Raw genomic sequence first — 15,167 nt, forward strand, 5'->3', positions numbered from 1 at the left:
GTCGCCCCCGCGTTGGATCGCCGCGATGCGGTCGACATGGCGGCCGCAGCCATCATGGTCGGGCTGACCTTTTCTTGGGGCCTGAACTACGTCGCCGCCAAGGTCTCATACGCTGGCTACGACCCTGTCTTCGTCTCGATCGCACGTTCGCTCATCGGGGGAGCCTGCGTATTCGCCTGGTGCCGGCTGCGCGGCATCAAGCTCTTCGAAGCGGACGGGACGCTGGCCGCCGGCATCATCGTCGGCGTGCTCTTCGGCGTCGAGTTCCTCTGCCTCTATATCGGGCTCGAATACACGACCGTTGCCCGCAACACGCTCCTGGTCAACACCATGCCGTTCTGGGTGCTGATCGGCGGACATTTCCTGCTTGGCGAGCGCATCAACGCGCGCAAGCTCGGTGGGCTTGTTCTCGCCTTCTGCGGCCTGGCGGCGGTTTTCTCCGACGGCATCGCTGCCGGCAGCGACGCGACACTGACCGGCGATCTGCTCAGTCTCGGCTCGGGCATTCTCTGGGCGGCGACCAGCATCGTCATCAAGCGATCGAAGCTGCTCGAGACGAGCGCGGAGAAACTGCTGCTCTATCAGCTGGCCGGCGCCGCCGTCGTTGGTGTCCTGGTGATGCCTTTCGCCGGTCCGCCGATCCGCGCGATTGCCGCCTTGCCGACACTGGCGCTGCTGTTCCAGTCTTTCTATATCGTCGCCTTCACCTATGTGTTGTGGTTCTGGCTGCTCACGCGCTATCCGGCGGCAAGTCTGTCGAGCTTCGCCTTCCTGTCGCCGGTGTTCGGCGTCCTGTGCGGCGCGGTACTGTTGGGCGAGCCGCCGACGGTCAGGATAATCCTGGCGCTCGGCCTGATTGCCGCCGGCCTGATCATCGTCAACCGACCGGCGCGCAGGCAGCCAACACCATAGATCGGCTCGCCGACCGGCAAGCTGATCTATCTCTTTGTTTTGGCGCAATTCCGGACGGAAAACCGCTTCACACTTTTCCCGGAATTGCTTTAAGGAGTTCGGCATGCGCGACTTCCTCGAAGACCTCGAAGCCGGAAAATTGCTGTCCGATCCCGATCCCGTGCGCCGCGCCCAGATCCAGATGAAGACGCCGCTGCCGAAGCGTTTCTACAAGGTCGTTTCGGTGGCTCCCGTGGAGAACGGTTTTGCCATCCATCTCGACGGACTGCCGGTGCGCACGCCGGGCAAGGCCGTGCTGGTGCTGCCGACCGAAAAGGCCGCCGCACTTGTGGCCGATGAATTCAGCGCGCAGACCGAGGTCATCGATCCGGTGACGATGCCCGTCATGCGCCTCGTCAACACCGCCATCGACGGCGTCGCCTCCGACCCGCAGGCGGTGCTGGAGGACGTGCTGCGCTTCGCCTCGTCCGATCTTTTGTGCTACCGGGCCGAGGGTCCGCAGGGACTGGTCGATCGCCAGAACAAACTCTGGGATCCGGTGCTCGACTGGGCACGCAGCAGCCTCGGCGCGCGCTTCAATCTTGCCGAAGGCGTCATCCATGTCGAGCAACCGCGCGAAACCATCGCCGTCCTCGGCGCGCATCTTGGCCAACGCTCCACGCCGATGCGGCTGGCCGCCATCCATGTCATGACGGCGCTGACCGGCTCGGCGCTGCTGGCTTTGGCCGTCGATTTCGGCGAGCTCGACGCCGAGGAAGCTTGGGCGGCGGCCCATGTCGACGAGGACTGGCAGATCGAGCATTGGGGACAGGATGCCGAGGCGGTGGCGCGTCGCTCGGCCCGCAAGCGCGACATGATGGCGGCGGTCAGCCTGCTCGAGGCGCTGCAAGGCTAAAGCAATTTCAGGAGGTGGGCAGCGGCTTTCTGCTCAAGAATTGCGCAAAGCTGAGCCACTCCAAGCGTCGCGCCGCTTTCGCAGTGCACCTAATACCAAAGTCATAATCCCATCGTCGCGGTGCCTTTCGCCCGCCCTTTCTGTCATTTTTCCTTCCTTGGCCGCGTTTTCGAGTCCGCATTCGGAGGAACGCGGACGATGGCGCGCAGCCATCGAGGACAGACGGGATCTCACGGGAGGATACATCAATGGCAATGGCTTCGACCGCCGGCGGAACCAGCCGCGGCATGACGCGGGAGGAGAAGAAGGTCATCTTCGCCTCCTCGCTTGGCACCGTTTTCGAGTGGTATGATTTCTATCTCTACGGCTCGCTGGCAGCCTTCATCGGCTCGACTTTTTTCAGCCCGGCGATCCCGGAAGCGACGCGCAATATCTTCGCGCTGCTGGCCTTTGCCGCCGGCTTCCTTGTCCGTCCGTTCGGCGCGCTCGTGTTCGGCCGGATCGGCGATCTCGTCGGCCGCAAATACACCTTCCTCGTAACCATGACGATCATGGGCCTGTCCACATTCCTGGTCGGCCTGCTGCCCGGCTATGCCAGCTGGGGCATTGCGGCACCCGTGATCCTGATCGCGCTGCGCATGCTCCAGGGCCTTGCGCTTGGCGGCGAGTATGGCGGTGCCGCGACCTATGTCGCCGAACACGCACCGGACGACCGACGCGGCTATTACACCTCCTGGATCCAGACCACGGCGACGCTCGGCCTGTTCCTGTCGCTGATCGTCATCCTGATCGTCCAGGGCTCGCTCAGCAAGGAGACCTACGCCAGTTGGGGTTGGCGCATCCCCTTCATCGTCTCGTTTTTACTGCTCGCCATCTCGATCTGGATCCGGCTGTCGCTTTCGGAGTCGCCGACCTTCCAGCGCATGAAGGAGGAAGGCAGGGGCTCCAAGGCGCCGCTAACGGAAGCTTTCGGTCAGTGGAAAAACGCCAAGATCGCCCTTCTGGCGCTGCTCGGCCTCACCGCCGGCCAGGCCGTGATCTGGTACAACGGGCAGTTCTACGCCCTGTTCTTCCTGCAGAACGTGCTGAAGGTCGACGCATGGTCGGTCAACGTCATGATCGCTATCGCGCTTGCCGTCGGCTCGATCTTCTTCGTCGTGTTTGGCTGGCTGTCCGACAAGATCGGCCGCAAGCCCATCATCATGGCCGGCCTCGCGCTCGGCATCGTCTGCACCTTCCCGCTGTTCAAGGCGCTTACCTGGGCCGCCAATCCGGCTCTGGCCACCGCGCAGCAGAACACACGCGCGACGGTGACGGCGGCGCCCGGCGACTGCAAGTTCCAGTTCAATCCGGTCGGCACGGCGAAGTTCACGACATCCTGTGATATCGCGACGTCCTTCCTGACCAAGAACTCGGTGCCTTACGACGTCGTTGCGACGGCGGCGCCCGGCACGGCTGCCACGGTCAAGATCGGCAATGAGACGGTGGCGTCCTATGACGCCGTTGCCGCTGGCGATCAGGCCAAGGCCAAGGAGGCGGCCTTCCAGAAAGCGGTGAACATGTCGCTGCGGGACGGCGGCTATCCGCTGAAGCGCGCCGCTGCCAAGGTGCCGGACCAGAAGCTCGACGCCTTCATAGCGGCGAATCCCGAACTCAAGCTCGATGCCGCGGCCATCCGCGGCGGCGAAAAGGCGACGGTTCCGGTCGACAAGGCGATCGCCGACAAGCTGCTGACCAAGGACGAGGCGGCGGGCGCGCCCGAAGTCACCGTCTACAACATCCCGGGCGGCGGTCCGTTCGCCATGACTGCCGATCCGGCAGCCATAAACTGGCCGCTCACGATCGGCATCCTGTTCATCCTGGTGCTGTTCGTGACCATGGTCTATGGGCCGATCGCGGCCATCCTGGTCGAGATGTTCCCGACCCGCATTCGCTACACCGGCATGTCGCTGCCCTACCACATCGGCAATGGCTGGTTCGGCGGCCTGCTGCCGGCAACGGTGTTCGCGCTCAGCGCCTACAAGGGCGATATCTACTACGGTCTCTGGTACCCGGTGATCATCGCGGCAATGTCGCTTATCATCGGCATGATCTTCGTCAGGGATACGCTCGGCACAGACCTGCACGCCAAGGAATGATCTCGGTCATCCCGTTCAGACAGAAAGCCCGGCGTGAGCGATCACGCCGGGCTTTTTTTACATGCCGAATTGGAGAAAGCGGTCAGCTCAGCTCTTGCGCTGGTTCTCTTCCTCAATCGCCGCTTCGTGGTACCAGCCGTCGAAGTCGGCGTGCTCGCCGCGAAGTGCTGCAAGTTCTGCCAAGAATTTGGCCTTGGCGCCTAAATTTGAGGCAGACTTGCGTGCTGCGACCGGGAACAGCAGGACTTTTGCCGACGGCCGCGATGGCGTGACTTGCATTGCCGATCTCCTCGTCTTTTCAGGAGCGTACCGATTCACCTTCCCATCAAAATATGCCCTGCGATTCCTTTAGGCAATATGCTTACAAAAAGATCAGCAAATGCCTAATTTATAAGCAAAATCGGCGCCTGAACGATCCAGTCGCATTGCTGAGACGGCTCAACAAAATCAACGCGTTGCCATGACCATTTTGCCGCACCTCGCGAAGGCCGAGTGGCATACGAATTGCTTTTTGACCGTCGGCAGGCCGGCTCGAGCCGGCCGAGCGTCGCCACCATTTGGCGGTGATCAAGCAACGAGAGGCTCTAGAATGACCAAATACAAGCTCGAGTATATCTGGCTGGACGGCTACACACCGGTCCCCAACCTGCGCGGCAAGACCCAGATCAAGGAATTCGCCGAGTTCCCGACGCTCGAGCAGCTGCCGCTATGGGGCTTCGATGGTTCCTCCACGAACCAGGCCGAGGGCCGCAGCTCCGATTGCGTGCTGAAGCCGGTCGCGCTTTATCCGGATCCGGCCCGCACCAACGGCATTCTGGTCATGTGCGAAGTCATGATGCCCGATGGCGTCACCCCGCATGAATCGAACAGCCGCGCGACGATCCTCGACGACGAGGACGCCTGGTTCGGCTTCGAGCAGGAATATTTCTTCTACAAGGACGGCCGTCCGCTTGGCTTCCCCGAGAGCGGCTATCCGGCCCCGCAGGGCCCCTATTACACCGGCGTCGGCTACAAGAATGTCGGCGACGTCGCCCGCCAGATCGTCGAGGAGCATCTCGATCTCTGCCTCGCCGCCGGCATCAACCATGAAGGCATCAATGCCGAAGTGGCCAAGGGCCAGTGGGAATTCCAGATCTTCGGCAAGGGCTCCAAAAAGGCCGCCGACCAGATCTGGATGGCGCGCTACCTGCTGCTGCGCCTGACCGAAAAATACGGCATCGACATCGAGTTCCACTGCAAGCCACTCGGCGACACGGACTGGAACGGCTCGGGCATGCACTGCAATTTCTCGACCAAGTACATGCGTGAAGTTGGCGGCAAGGCCTATTTCGAGGCGCTGATGGCGCAGTTCGAGAAGAACCTGATGGATCACATCGCCGTCTACGGTCCGGACAACGACAAGCGCCTGACCGGCAAGCATGAGACCGCGCCGTGGAACAAGTTCTCCTACGGCGTCGCCGACCGCGGCGCTTCGATCCGCGTGCCGCACTCCTTCGTCAAGAACGACTACAAGGGCTACCTGGAAGATCGTCGCCCGAACTCGCAGGGCGACCCCTACCAGATCGCCTCGCAGGTGCTGAAGACGATCTCGCAGGTTTCGACCGACGCGAAGGTCTCGGCGGCGGCCTGATCCTTATCGGCGCGAGCTGCGGCCCGCAGTCAGCCTATCGACGAAAAAGCCCCGGTGGAAAAAGACTACCGGGGCTTTTTCTATGAACATCGTGCCAAGCCGATTACGGCTTCCATGCATGTGGCCAAAAAGAACCCCGGCAAATTTTTGCCGGGGTTCTTTTTTCGAAAATGTAGCGGCTTAGACCGAATAGTACATGTCGTACTCGACCGGGTGCGGGGTCATTTCGAAGCGCATGACCTCGGCCATCTTGAGCTCGATATAGGAGTCGATCTGGTCGTCGTCGAAGACGCCGCCGGCCTTCAGGAAGCCGCGGTCCTTGTCGAGGCTCTGCAGCGCTTCGCGGAGCGAGCCGCAGACGGTCGGGATCTTCTTCAGTTCCTTCGGCGGCAGGTCGTAAAGATCCTTGTCCATCGGCTGTCCCGGATGGATCTTGTTCTTGATGCCGTCGAGGCCGGCCATCAGCATGGCGGCGAAGCCGAGATAGGGGTTCGCGCCCGGATCGGGGAAGCGGACCTCGACGCGCTTCGACTTCGGCGACGAGCCGAACGGAATGCGGCAGGAAGCCGAACGATTGCGCGCCGAATAGGCGAGCAGCACCGGCGCCTCATAGCCCGGCACCAGACGCTTGTAGGAGTTGGTGAGCGGATTGGTGAAGGCGTTGATCGCCTTGGCGTGCTTGATGATGCCGCCGATGTAGTAGAGGCAGCTCTCCGACAGGCCGGCATATTCGTTGCCGGCGAAGGTCGGCTTGCCGCCCTTCCAGATCGACTGGTGCACATGCATGCCCGAGCCATTGTCGCCGAAGACCGGCTTCGGCATGAAGGTGGCCGTCTTGCCGTAGGCGTTGGCGACCTGATGCACGACATACTTGTAGATCAGCATCTTGTCGGCGTTGCGCACCAGCGTGTCGAACTTGATGCCGAGCTCGTGCTGGGCGGCGGCGACCTCATGGTGATGCTTTTCGACCCGCACGCCCATCTCGGCGAGCACAGTCAGCATTTCCGAACGCATGTCCTGGCAGGAGTCGATCGGCGGCACCGGGAAATAGCCGCCCTTGATGCGCGGGCGGTGGCCAAGATTGCCGGTCTCGTAGTCGGTGTCGTCGTTGGACGGCAGTTCGGTCGAGTCGAGACGGAAGCCGGTGTTGTACGGATCGGCCTTGTACTTGACGTCGTCGAACACGAAGAACTCGGCCTCCGGGCCGACATAGATCGTGTCGCCGATGCCTTCCGACTTCATATAGGCTTCGGCCTTCTTGGCGGTGCCGCGCGGATCGCGGTTATAGGCCTCGCCCGAGACCGGATCGAGGATGTCGCACAGGATAACCATGGTCGACTGGGCGAAGAACGGGTCCATGTGGACGGTGTCGGTGTCGGGCATCAGCACCATGTCGGACTCGTTGATCGCCTTCCAGCCGGCGATCGAGGAGCCGTCGAACATGACACCGTCGGCGAACATGTCTTCCTCGACCTCGACGACATCCATCGTCACATGCTGCAGCTTGCCCCGCGGATCTGTGAAGCGGAGGTCGACGAACTTCACGTCGTTGTCCTTGATCTGCTTCATGATGTCTTTGGCTGTCGTCATGTCATTTCTTCCCTGTGTGATGACGTCTGGAATGGATTGAAGGTCAGATGGCGTCGATGCCGGTCTCGCCGGTGCGGATGCGCACGACTTCCTCTATGTTTGAGACGAAGATTTTTCCATCGCCGATGCGGCCGGTCTGCGCCGCCTTGCGGATGGCCTCGATGGCGCCTTCGACAGCCTCATCGCCGAGCACCACCTCGATCTTCACCTTGGGCAGGAAGTCGACGACATATTCGGCGCCGCGATAAAGCTCGGTGTGACCCTTCTGGCGGCCGAAGCCCTTGGCTTCGGTGACGGTGATGCCTTGGAGTCCGGCCTCCTGAAGCGCTTCCTTCACTTCGTCCAGCTTGAATGGCTTGATGATCGCTTCGATCTTTTTCATGTAAAAAGTGGCCTCCACTGCCAAGAAGACGGGTTGTGTGCCCCGCTTGCGCCTTCATCAAGCACGAAGCGTGCCAATCCTGAGGAGTGCAGACGGTGAGGGGCGTTTTCGAGCCCGTGCCGCACGCGGATGCAAATTCGCGTCATCGGCTGCATCGGATGCGTCATGGACGCCCAAACCCTATACATCGCCCCTCCTCACGTCTGCGCAAAAAATGAGCAGACAGCGCAACTTGCAAGCAGAACCCCTCTCGGACGCGACCGCATGTGCAAGATAATACCGCAATCGCGCTGGTTTGCTTCGAACCGAAAACTGGACAATGCTTGATCGCATGGAGATCGGCAATCCCATGCACAATGAACTTCTATCGCCGGCCGAAATGGCCGAGGCCGACAGACTGGCGATCGCGGCCGGGCCGCTCGACGGCTATCGCTTGATGCAACGTGCCGGCGAGGCGGTCGCTGCCGCCGTGCTGGCGCGCTACCCTGGCGCGAAGAGGGTGCATGTGCTGTGCGGCCCCGGCAACAATGGCGGCGACGGCTATGTCGTGGCGCGGCTGCTGGCCGACGCCGGCGTCGATGTGGTCCTGTGGACATCGGGCAAACCGCGGGCAGGCAGCGACGCCGCACTTGCGGCGGCGGATTGCGCTCTCGAGCGGCACCCGCTTTCGGCCTTCACCGCGGAAGCCGGCTCCCTGGTTGTCGACGCGATCTACGGCGCGGGCCTGTCGAAGCCTCTCACCGGCGACGCCAAAGGCGCGGTCGACGCCGTGACCAGGCTGAACCTGCCGGTTGTTGCGATCGACCTGCCTTCGGGCGTTTCCGGCGAAAGCGGCGAAATCCTCGGCTCCGCATTTAGCGCGGCGCTCACGGTGACCTTCGCGCGAAAAAAGCCTGGGCACCTGCTTCTGCCTGGTCGTGGGCGATGCGGCGAGATCGTGTTGGTCGATATCGGCATTCGTGACGAGATCATCGACGCGATTGCGCCGCAAGCCTTCGAGAACCGGCCTGGGCTCTGGATCGCCAACTTTCCCGCTCCCGCCGTCGACACGCATAAGTACAAGCGCGGCCATGCAAGCGTCTTTTCAGGCGGACCATCCGCGACCGGTGCGGCGCGCCTCGCAGCGCTTGCGGCCGCAAGAAGCGGGGCAGGGGCCGTCACCGTGCTGTCGCCGGCGAACGCCATGCAAGTCAACGCAGCGCATCTGACCTCGATCATGCTGCGCAAGGTCGACGCGATCGAAGACGTGCACGACCTTATCGGGGATCGCCGGCCGTCGGCTTTCGTCCTCGGCCCCGGCTTCGGCATCGGTGACAAGGCACGCGATTTCACGCTCGCCGTGCTCGCCAAAAACCGCCAGGACGGCGGCGTCGAGGGCCTCGTGCTCGATGCCGACGGCATCACCTCTTTTCGCAACGCGGCCTCGACACTGTTCGAGGCGGCCGCCAGACCGGACGCGCCGGCGTTGATCATGACGCCGCATGAGGGTGAGTTCGGCAGGCTGTTTGCGGACATTGCCGCCGACAAGGCCTTGTCGAAGCTGGCCAAGGCGCGCGAAGCCGCGCGGCGCGCCAACGCCGTGATCATCTACAAGGGCGCCGACAGCGTGATCGCCTCGCCGGACGGCCGCGCCGCGATCAACAGCAATGGCGCGCCTTGGCTCGCAACCGCCGGTTCGGGCGACGTGCTGGCGGGCCTCATCGTCGGGCTTCTGGCGCAAGGCATGCCGGCCTTCGAAGCGGCTTGCGCAGGAGTCTGGATCCATGCCGAAGCCGGCAGTCGATTCGGACCGGGCTTGATTGCCGAAGACCTGCCGCTGGCGATGGTGCCGGTCCTCCGCGAACTGACGGCTGTCCAATGAAGCTGCTGGGCTTCCTTGTCACCGTCGTTCTCCTCGCGGCTTTCACCACACAGGCGGCGCGCGCCGCCGGTCGCCCAGTCACCATCGTCGACGACCCTCGCGTGCTCGCCGCGCTCGATGCCAACGGATACGGCTTCGCCGGCCTCTTCGGCGTCGACGGCAGTGACGACCTGAAATCCCTCTACGACTCCGCACCGGCCTATCACGCCATCGTCGAAACGGTGGCCGCCGACGTCGCCGCGTTGCGCGCCGACATGAAGGCGGGCGGCCGTGCCCTCTACGAAGTCACCGACGGCAATGTCGGCCGCATCCTCGACATGCGCTGGCTGAAGACGAACGCCGCCCGATTCCGTCTGGTCGGTGTCGTCAACCGCCTCGACCGGCGCGATTTCCCAGCGCTTGGCACCGAGACGAGCTGCGGCGAGGTGCGGTTCATCTATCGCCTAGCCTACAGCTTCAGGAAGAACGGCAAGCAACTGGCCTCGCGCCTGCCGTTCAACTTCAGCGCCATATATCGCGTCGCTCCGGACGCCGACGGCGGCTGTATTGGCGTTGCCGGCCGCTGGACGCCGCAAATCGACGAAACGGTCGACGCCGGTTGGCTGACCGGCGGACCGCTCGAAAAGGCCTCGCTATCTTTCAAGCAGCTCGAACTCAACGCGCAGGTGGTGCGCTTTCCTTCCGGCCAGGAAACCGAGTTCGGCGGCCAGGCCGCTTACCTGATGCGCATCTTCAGCATCGATGGCGCGACGGTCGGCGAGAAGCCGCTGGAAAACACACCGGACACGGCCAGGCTTGCTGAGGACGCCGATCTGAAAGCGCGGCTTGCCGACTATGTTCGCGCCAATGCCGCGGCGGTCGATCTCGGCGTCTACGAAATCCCGGATGAATTCCTCGCCCGAAAAGTCATCTCCTGGTCGACCTTCGGCAGCGCAAGGCAAGCCAATCATCCGTTCACGCCGCTGTTCGACGCGAAGGAGTTCGCCGGGCTCGACTATTCGAAGTTTTCCTTGGCACGCACGCCGGACGGTTTGGTCGAGCGGCTCGACAACGGTGCCTGCCAGGGCTGCCATCAGGCGGGCTCGACCGCCGGCTTCCATTTCATCGGTCTCGACGACGCCACGACCTCGCCGCTCAACCGCATCGAAGTCGGTATCTCGCCGCATCTCCACGCCGATATCCCGCGCCGCGAAGCGTGGCTCAAGGCGACCGCCGAGGGCAGGGAGCCCAATCGTTTTCGCCCGCTCTCCTTCGCGCCGCCCGCCGCCTGGAAAGATACCGGCGAGCCCGCCTATGCGCCGGCTGAAAAGGCGATGCCATGCCTGATGCCGGAAGACGCAAGCCGCTTCGGCGGCACCTGGCAATGCGGCGCCGGCACGGTCTGCACACCGATCGCCACCGCTTCGGGAGTAAGAACCAAACTGGCGCAATGCCTGCTGCCGAAAGACAGTCCCGCCATGTTTTCGGGCCATCCCTGCCTCACCGGCTCGATCGCCAGCAACGTGACGCAGCCGTTCAACGATCGCTACAAGATCACCGGCCAGTTCGCCGCTCCCGCGCCGTCGATCTCGCGCACCGCCTATACCTGCCGGCCGCCGAAGATCGGCGTTCCGGGCGGCTTCGCGTATCGCGCCTGCGATGACAAGGATCGCGCCTTCGCCGCCTTCAAGCCCGGCAAGCCCATGCCCAGCGAAATCTGCGGACTGGTCGGCGGCAAGAAGTTCGACATCTGCGTGGCCACCAACAATTTCGACCAATGTTTGGGCGGCGCCGTCAACCTCGGCAACCGTCCAGCCTGCTCGGCCGACCATTTCTGCCGCGAGGACTATATGTGCCAGTCGCTGCCGCCGGACACGCCGGGCGCCGCCAAGGTCAAGGGCATCGGCTTCTGCTCGCCGACCTATTTCATCTTCCAGATGCGCATTGACAACCATGCCACGCCGTGGACGACCACGGCGCGCGCCGGCATGGACGCCGGCTTCGGCGCGGCAGCCGAGGAATAGGTCAGGCAACCTAGCTGGGGCGCGGCTGCCTCACGGCGTCGGCCAAAGCGGCAAGAACGCGCTCCTCGCTGATACCGCGTGTATCCTGGACCCAGCTCGGCGTCGAAATCGGCGGCTCGAGATAGCGCACCTGGTCGTTCACCGGTCCGGTCTCATAGGAGCGGTTCGATCCGAAGATAAGCACGCATGGTCCGCCCAAGGCCGCGGCCGCATGACAGAGCCCGCCATCGACGCCAAGAAAGACCGTCGAGGCGGCGATCTGGCATATGGCGTCGGTCAGTTGCGGCGTCGATGTGAAATCCACCGCCTCCGGAAGCGCTGCCCGGATCTGGGCTGCGGCCTCGCGTTCGCGCGGGCCGCCGATGAGCCAGACCGACCAGCCGCGCCGGGCGTGATCCTTCGCTACCGAGATAAAACGCTCCGCCGGCCATGAACGGAAATTGCTGAAAGCCGAGGTGTAGAGCGCCAGCGACGGCCTCGCCGGATCAATTCCATGCCGGGCGCGCCAATCGGAAAGTTCCTCGGCTGAAACTACCATTTGCGGCGCAGGCAGGCGCATGTCATCGCCGGGCTTCTCGCCCAGCATCGCGATCGCGCAGACTTGCTCGAACAATCTCGTCTTGCGCGGGCCGAACGCCACGAAGCTCTTCGGCCAGCCGGCGGGCAGGCGGTTGATGATGCCGAACTGGAATTCGCGCGGATAGCCGATACGCTCCGGTATGCCGGCCAGCCATGGCACAAGCGCGGCCTTCGTGCTGCTGGTGAGCATATAGGCCGCCTGGTAGTTCTCCTTGCGGATTTCGCGCGCCAGACCTGCGCGCTCTTTCAGCCCGGGCCTCCAGTGCTTCTCAACGATCCAGGTCTTGCGGATATGCGGCATCAGCCGCGCCAGCGGCGCGGCAAGCGGCGAGGTGGCGACGTCGATCGGATGCCCGGGGAACTTCTCGGCAACTATCCGGATTGCCGAATGGCAACGGATGAAATCACCGATCGCCGGCAAGCAGAAGACGAGGATGGGACGCAACAGGCGCTACCTTTTCGATCCGGAACGGCCGCTGCCAATGGCGAGCGTGACGGTGATTTGTCACGGAAGCGCTTCGCCATCAAGGATGCGGGCATAGAGTTCAAGATAGGCTTTTGCCGTTTTCTCGATCGGGAACCTGTCCGCGGCAGACTGCCGGCATCGCTGCGCCGACAGGCCTCCGATCTCGGCAAGACCGCGCCCGAACTCCTCGTCGGTCTCGAAGAAGCGGCCGGTATCCGCATCGACGGTTTCCACGAGCGCGCCGCGCGGTGTGGTGAGCACGGGCGTGCCGCACAGCATGGCCTCGACCTGCGCCATGCCGAACGGCTCCTCCCAGGAGATCGGGTTGAGGAATGCCTTCGATTCACCCAGCAGGCGCAATTTGTCCTGGCCGTCGACCATGCCGTGAAAGCGGTAGCGGGCGGAAAGGCTCTTGAAAAAGACGCCCTCGCGACGTGTCTTGCTGCGGCCGAGCAGCTTCCAGCGCGAGCCGCCGGCGATATCGAGGGTGAAGTCGAATTTCTTCGCCAAGTCCACCGCCCGGTTAAGCCCCTTTCCGGCCCGCGCGATGGCCGCCATGAAAAACAGATGGTCGTTCTTCGACGGTGCCAGGCGATAGGCGTCCACCGGAAAACCATTGTAGACGAAGGTCTTGCGGCCATGCAGCTCGGCATGGCGGGCGCTGAGGAAGTTCCAGTTGGGCTGCGGCCGCGGATAATCCGGAAGATGGCCATGCTCGGTGTTGAGCGTCGGAAAGGGGACCTCGATCTTCCAGGCGTGGAGGTTGACGATCTGCGTATCGCGTGGCATCGCCGCCCGGCATTCGGCATCGCTGATCGCATGCCTGACCTCGCATAGTGGATGCGATGATCCCGGCGCGGCGATCAGGACCACATGGTGCCCGAGCCTGACCAGCTCGGTGATCAGCCATTCGACCTGGCGTTGTGTGCCGCCATACCCCTTCGCTGGAATAAGGCTCTGGGCTGCAAGGGTTATCCGCATTTCTTATCGGTGCAGCTTGTCACAGCGGGATGTTGTCGTGCTTCTTCCAGGGGTTCTGCATGTCCTTGTTGCGCAGCATGCGCAGCGCTCGCGCGACGCGGCGGCGGGTTGAATGCGGCATGATTACCTCGTCGACGTAGCCGCGTTCGGCTGCAACGAAGGGCGACAGGAAGCGATCCTCGTAAGTCTTTGTATGGGCAGCAATTTTCTCGGGATCGCCGATATCCTTGCGATAGATGATCTCGACCGCGCCCCTGGCGCCCATCACCGCGATCTGCGCCGTCGGCCAGGCATAGTTCATGTCGCCGCGCAGATGCTTCGAGGCCATCACGTCATAGGCGCCGCCATAAGCCTTGCGGGTGATGACGGTGATCTTCGGCACTGTCGCCTCGGCATAGGCGAAGAGCAGTTTGGCGCCATGCTTGATCAGCCCACCATATTCCTGCGCGGTGCCCGGCAGGAAGCCTGGCACGTCGACGAAGGTGACGATTGGGATAGAAAAACAGTCGCAGAAGCGCACGAAGCGCGCGGCCTTGCGGCTGGCGTCGGAATCGAGCACGCCGGCCAGCACCATCGGCTGGTTGGCGACGAAACCGACGGTGCGGCCCTCGACCCGGCCGAAGCCGGTGACGATGTTCTTGGCAAAGCTCTGCTGGATCTCGAAGAAATCGCCTTCGTCCGCGACCTTCAGGATCAGCTCCTTGATGTCGTAGGGCTTGTTGGCATTGTCGGGGATCAGCCGGTCGAGCGACCGGTCGTGATCCGTCACCGACTGGTAGCATTCGATCTCGGGAATCTCGGCTGTGTTCGACGCCGGCAAAAGATCGACCAGCCGGCGCATCTGCAGCAGCGCCTCGACATCATTGTCATAGGCGCCATCGGCGATGGAGGATTTGGTGGTGTGCACGCTTGCGCCGCCGAGGCTTTCCGCGGTCACCGTCTCGTTTGTCACGGTCTTCACCACGTCCGGCCCGGTGACGAACATGTAGGAGGTGTCGCGCACCATGAAGATGAAATCGGTCATGGCGGGCGAGTAGACGTCGCCGCCGGCGCAGGGACCCATGATCAACGAAATCTGCGGGATGACGCCGGATGCCAGCACATTGCGCTGGAATATCTCGGCATAGCCGCCAAGCGCGGCCACGCCTTCCTGGATGCGTGCGCCGCCGGCGTCGTAGAGGCCGATGATCGGCGCGCGGTTACGCAGCGCCATCTCCTGGACCTTGATGACCTTTTCGGCATGCGCTTCCGACAGCGAGCCGCCGAACACGGTAAAATCCTTGGCGAAGATATAGACCGGGCGGCCGTTGACCGTGCCCCAGCCGGTGACCACGCCGTCGCCGGCGATCTTGGTCTTCTCCATGCCGAAATCGGTCGAGCGGTGCTCGACATACATGTCGAACTCCTCGAACGAGCCCTCGTCGAGCAATATCTCGATGCGCTCGCGAGCGGTGAGCTTGCCCTTCTTGTGCTGCGCCTCAATGCGGTCCTTGCCACCGCCCATGCGGGCAATCTCGCGGCGGCGCTCGAGTTCCTTCAGCACGTCCTTCATTGCCGGTCCTCAAAACCAATAAGTAATTTGTGGTAATCGTGCGGGCAGGGGAGCGCAAGCACCCCTGTTTTGCTGCATTGCAACATGGAGCCCTTGCATTTCGGGACGAACTCAGCCATATGCAGCGGCATAGGCGCTTGGGCCGGCAAGAATCCGGCCTTCTCCACGAATGAGACTG

Annotated in this window: 12 protein-coding genes; 6 read left to right on the forward strand and 6 right to left on the reverse strand. The window is 63.0% G+C overall.

The genetic code is table 11. The features are described 5' to 3' along the window. The first annotated feature begins 36 nt into the window (after positions 1 to 36). From O7A05_RS17700 to O7A05_RS17710, 3 genes are all read left to right on the forward strand, one after another. The gene (locus O7A05_RS17700; protein ID WP_337094438.1) at positions 37 to 912 is read left to right on the forward strand and encodes a DMT family transporter; all 876 of its coding nucleotides are present in this window, start codon (positions 37 to 39) and stop codon (positions 910 to 912) included. A gap of 103 nt (positions 913 to 1,015) precedes the next feature. Next, positions 1,016 to 1,807, forward strand: a complete 792-nt coding sequence (locus O7A05_RS17705) for an ATP12 family chaperone protein (protein ID WP_337094299.1) — start codon at positions 1,016 to 1,018, stop codon at positions 1,805 to 1,807. Between the two features lie 248 nt (positions 1,808 to 2,055). Beyond that, positions 2,056 to 3,945, forward strand: a complete 1,890-nt coding sequence (locus O7A05_RS17710; protein ID WP_337094300.1) for an MFS transporter — start codon at positions 2,056 to 2,058, stop codon at positions 3,943 to 3,945. 87 nt (positions 3,946 to 4,032) lie between these two features. Here O7A05_RS17710 and O7A05_RS17715 read toward each other — a convergent pair whose 3' ends face one another. Then, positions 4,033 to 4,224 (reverse strand): DUF2735 domain-containing protein, encoded by a 192-nt coding sequence (locus O7A05_RS17715; protein WP_337094301.1) that lies wholly within the window; start codon positions 4,222 to 4,224, stop codon positions 4,033 to 4,035. 310 nt (positions 4,225 to 4,534) lie between these two features. Here O7A05_RS17715 and O7A05_RS17720 point away from each other — a divergent pair, with 310 nt between their 5' ends. Further along, on the forward strand, positions 4,535 to 5,575 hold the full coding sequence (locus O7A05_RS17720) for a glutamine synthetase beta-grasp domain-containing protein (protein WP_337094302.1): 1,041 nt from the start codon (positions 4,535 to 4,537) through the stop codon (positions 5,573 to 5,575). A gap of 180 nt (positions 5,576 to 5,755) precedes the next feature. Here O7A05_RS17720 and glnA read toward each other — a convergent pair whose 3' ends face one another. Continuing rightward, on the reverse strand, positions 5,756 to 7,165 hold the full coding sequence (glnA, locus tag O7A05_RS17725; RefSeq protein WP_224509847.1) for a type I glutamate--ammonia ligase: 1,410 nt from the start codon (positions 7,163 to 7,165) through the stop codon (positions 5,756 to 5,758). Between the two features lie 43 nt (positions 7,166 to 7,208). After that, positions 7,209 to 7,547 carry a P-II family nitrogen regulator gene (locus O7A05_RS17730; protein ID WP_018428041.1) on the reverse strand — a complete coding sequence of 113 codons (339 nt, stop codon included), beginning with the start codon at positions 7,545 to 7,547 and terminating at the stop codon, positions 7,209 to 7,211. A gap of 349 nt (positions 7,548 to 7,896) precedes the next feature. Between O7A05_RS17730 and O7A05_RS17735 the strand changes: the two genes are divergently transcribed. Beyond that, positions 7,897 to 9,408 carry an NAD(P)H-hydrate dehydratase gene (locus O7A05_RS17735; RefSeq protein ID WP_337094439.1) on the forward strand — a complete coding sequence of 504 codons (1,512 nt, stop codon included), beginning with the start codon at positions 7,897 to 7,899 and terminating at the stop codon, positions 9,406 to 9,408. Beyond that, positions 9,405 to 11,411, forward strand: coding sequence for a hypothetical protein (locus O7A05_RS17740; RefSeq protein WP_337094303.1), 2,007 nt, complete (start codon positions 9,405 to 9,407; stop codon positions 11,409 to 11,411). The genes O7A05_RS17735 and O7A05_RS17740 overlap by 4 nt, the downstream gene beginning before the upstream one ends. A 10-nt stretch (positions 11,412 to 11,421) precedes the next feature. Here O7A05_RS17740 and waaF read toward each other — a convergent pair whose 3' ends face one another. The 3 genes from waaF to O7A05_RS17755 are packed head-to-tail and all read right to left on the reverse strand — an operon-like array spanning position 11,422 to position 14,989. Further along, positions 11,422 to 12,435, reverse strand: a complete 1,014-nt coding sequence (waaF, locus tag O7A05_RS17745) for a lipopolysaccharide heptosyltransferase II (protein WP_337094304.1) — start codon at positions 12,433 to 12,435, stop codon at positions 11,422 to 11,424. Between the two features lie 60 nt (positions 12,436 to 12,495). Continuing rightward, positions 12,496 to 13,437, reverse strand: coding sequence for a glycosyltransferase (locus O7A05_RS17750; protein ID WP_337094305.1), 942 nt, complete (start codon positions 13,435 to 13,437; stop codon positions 12,496 to 12,498). 19 nt (positions 13,438 to 13,456) lie between these two features. Then, entirely contained in the window at positions 13,457 to 14,989 is a 1,533-nt protein-coding gene (locus O7A05_RS17755; protein WP_337094306.1) for an acyl-CoA carboxylase subunit beta, read from the reverse strand. Positions 14,990 to 15,167 lie beyond the last annotated feature (178 nt).

The sequence above is a fragment of the Mesorhizobium argentiipisi (SeqCode) genome (genome assembly GCF_037179585.1).
GTDB classification, from domain to species: domain Bacteria; phylum Pseudomonadota; class Alphaproteobacteria; order Rhizobiales; family Rhizobiaceae; genus Mesorhizobium; species Mesorhizobium argentiipisi.

Coding starts and splice junctions, on each gene's coding strand:
- glnA (WP_224509847.1), bottom strand. CDS start 7,165: ATGACGACAGCCAAAGACATCATGAAGCAGATCAAGGACAACGACGTG.
- O7A05_RS17720 (WP_337094302.1), top strand. CDS start 4,535: ATGACCAAATACAAGCTCGAGTATATCTGGCTGGACGGCTACACACCG.
- O7A05_RS17750 (WP_337094305.1), bottom strand. CDS start 13,437: ATGCGGATAACCCTTGCAGCCCAGAGCCTTATTCCAGCGAAGGGGTAT.
- O7A05_RS17710 (WP_337094300.1), top strand. CDS start 2,056: ATGGCAATGGCTTCGACCGCCGGCGGAACCAGCCGCGGCATGACGCGG.
- O7A05_RS17735 (WP_337094439.1), top strand. CDS start 7,897: ATGCACAATGAACTTCTATCGCCGGCCGAAATGGCCGAGGCCGACAGA.
- O7A05_RS17730 (WP_018428041.1), bottom strand. CDS start 7,547: ATGAAAAAGATCGAAGCGATCATCAAGCCATTCAAGCTGGACGAAGTG.
- O7A05_RS17740 (WP_337094303.1), top strand. CDS start 9,405: ATGAAGCTGCTGGGCTTCCTTGTCACCGTCGTTCTCCTCGCGGCTTTC.
- O7A05_RS17705 (WP_337094299.1), top strand. CDS start 1,016: ATGCGCGACTTCCTCGAAGACCTCGAAGCCGGAAAATTGCTGTCCGAT.
- O7A05_RS17700 (WP_337094438.1), top strand. CDS start 37: ATGGCGGCCGCAGCCATCATGGTCGGGCTGACCTTTTCTTGGGGCCTG.
- O7A05_RS17755 (WP_337094306.1), bottom strand. CDS start 14,989: ATGAAGGACGTGCTGAAGGAACTCGAGCGCCGCCGCGAGATTGCCCGC.
- O7A05_RS17715 (WP_337094301.1), bottom strand. CDS start 4,224: ATGCAAGTCACGCCATCGCGGCCGTCGGCAAAAGTCCTGCTGTTCCCG.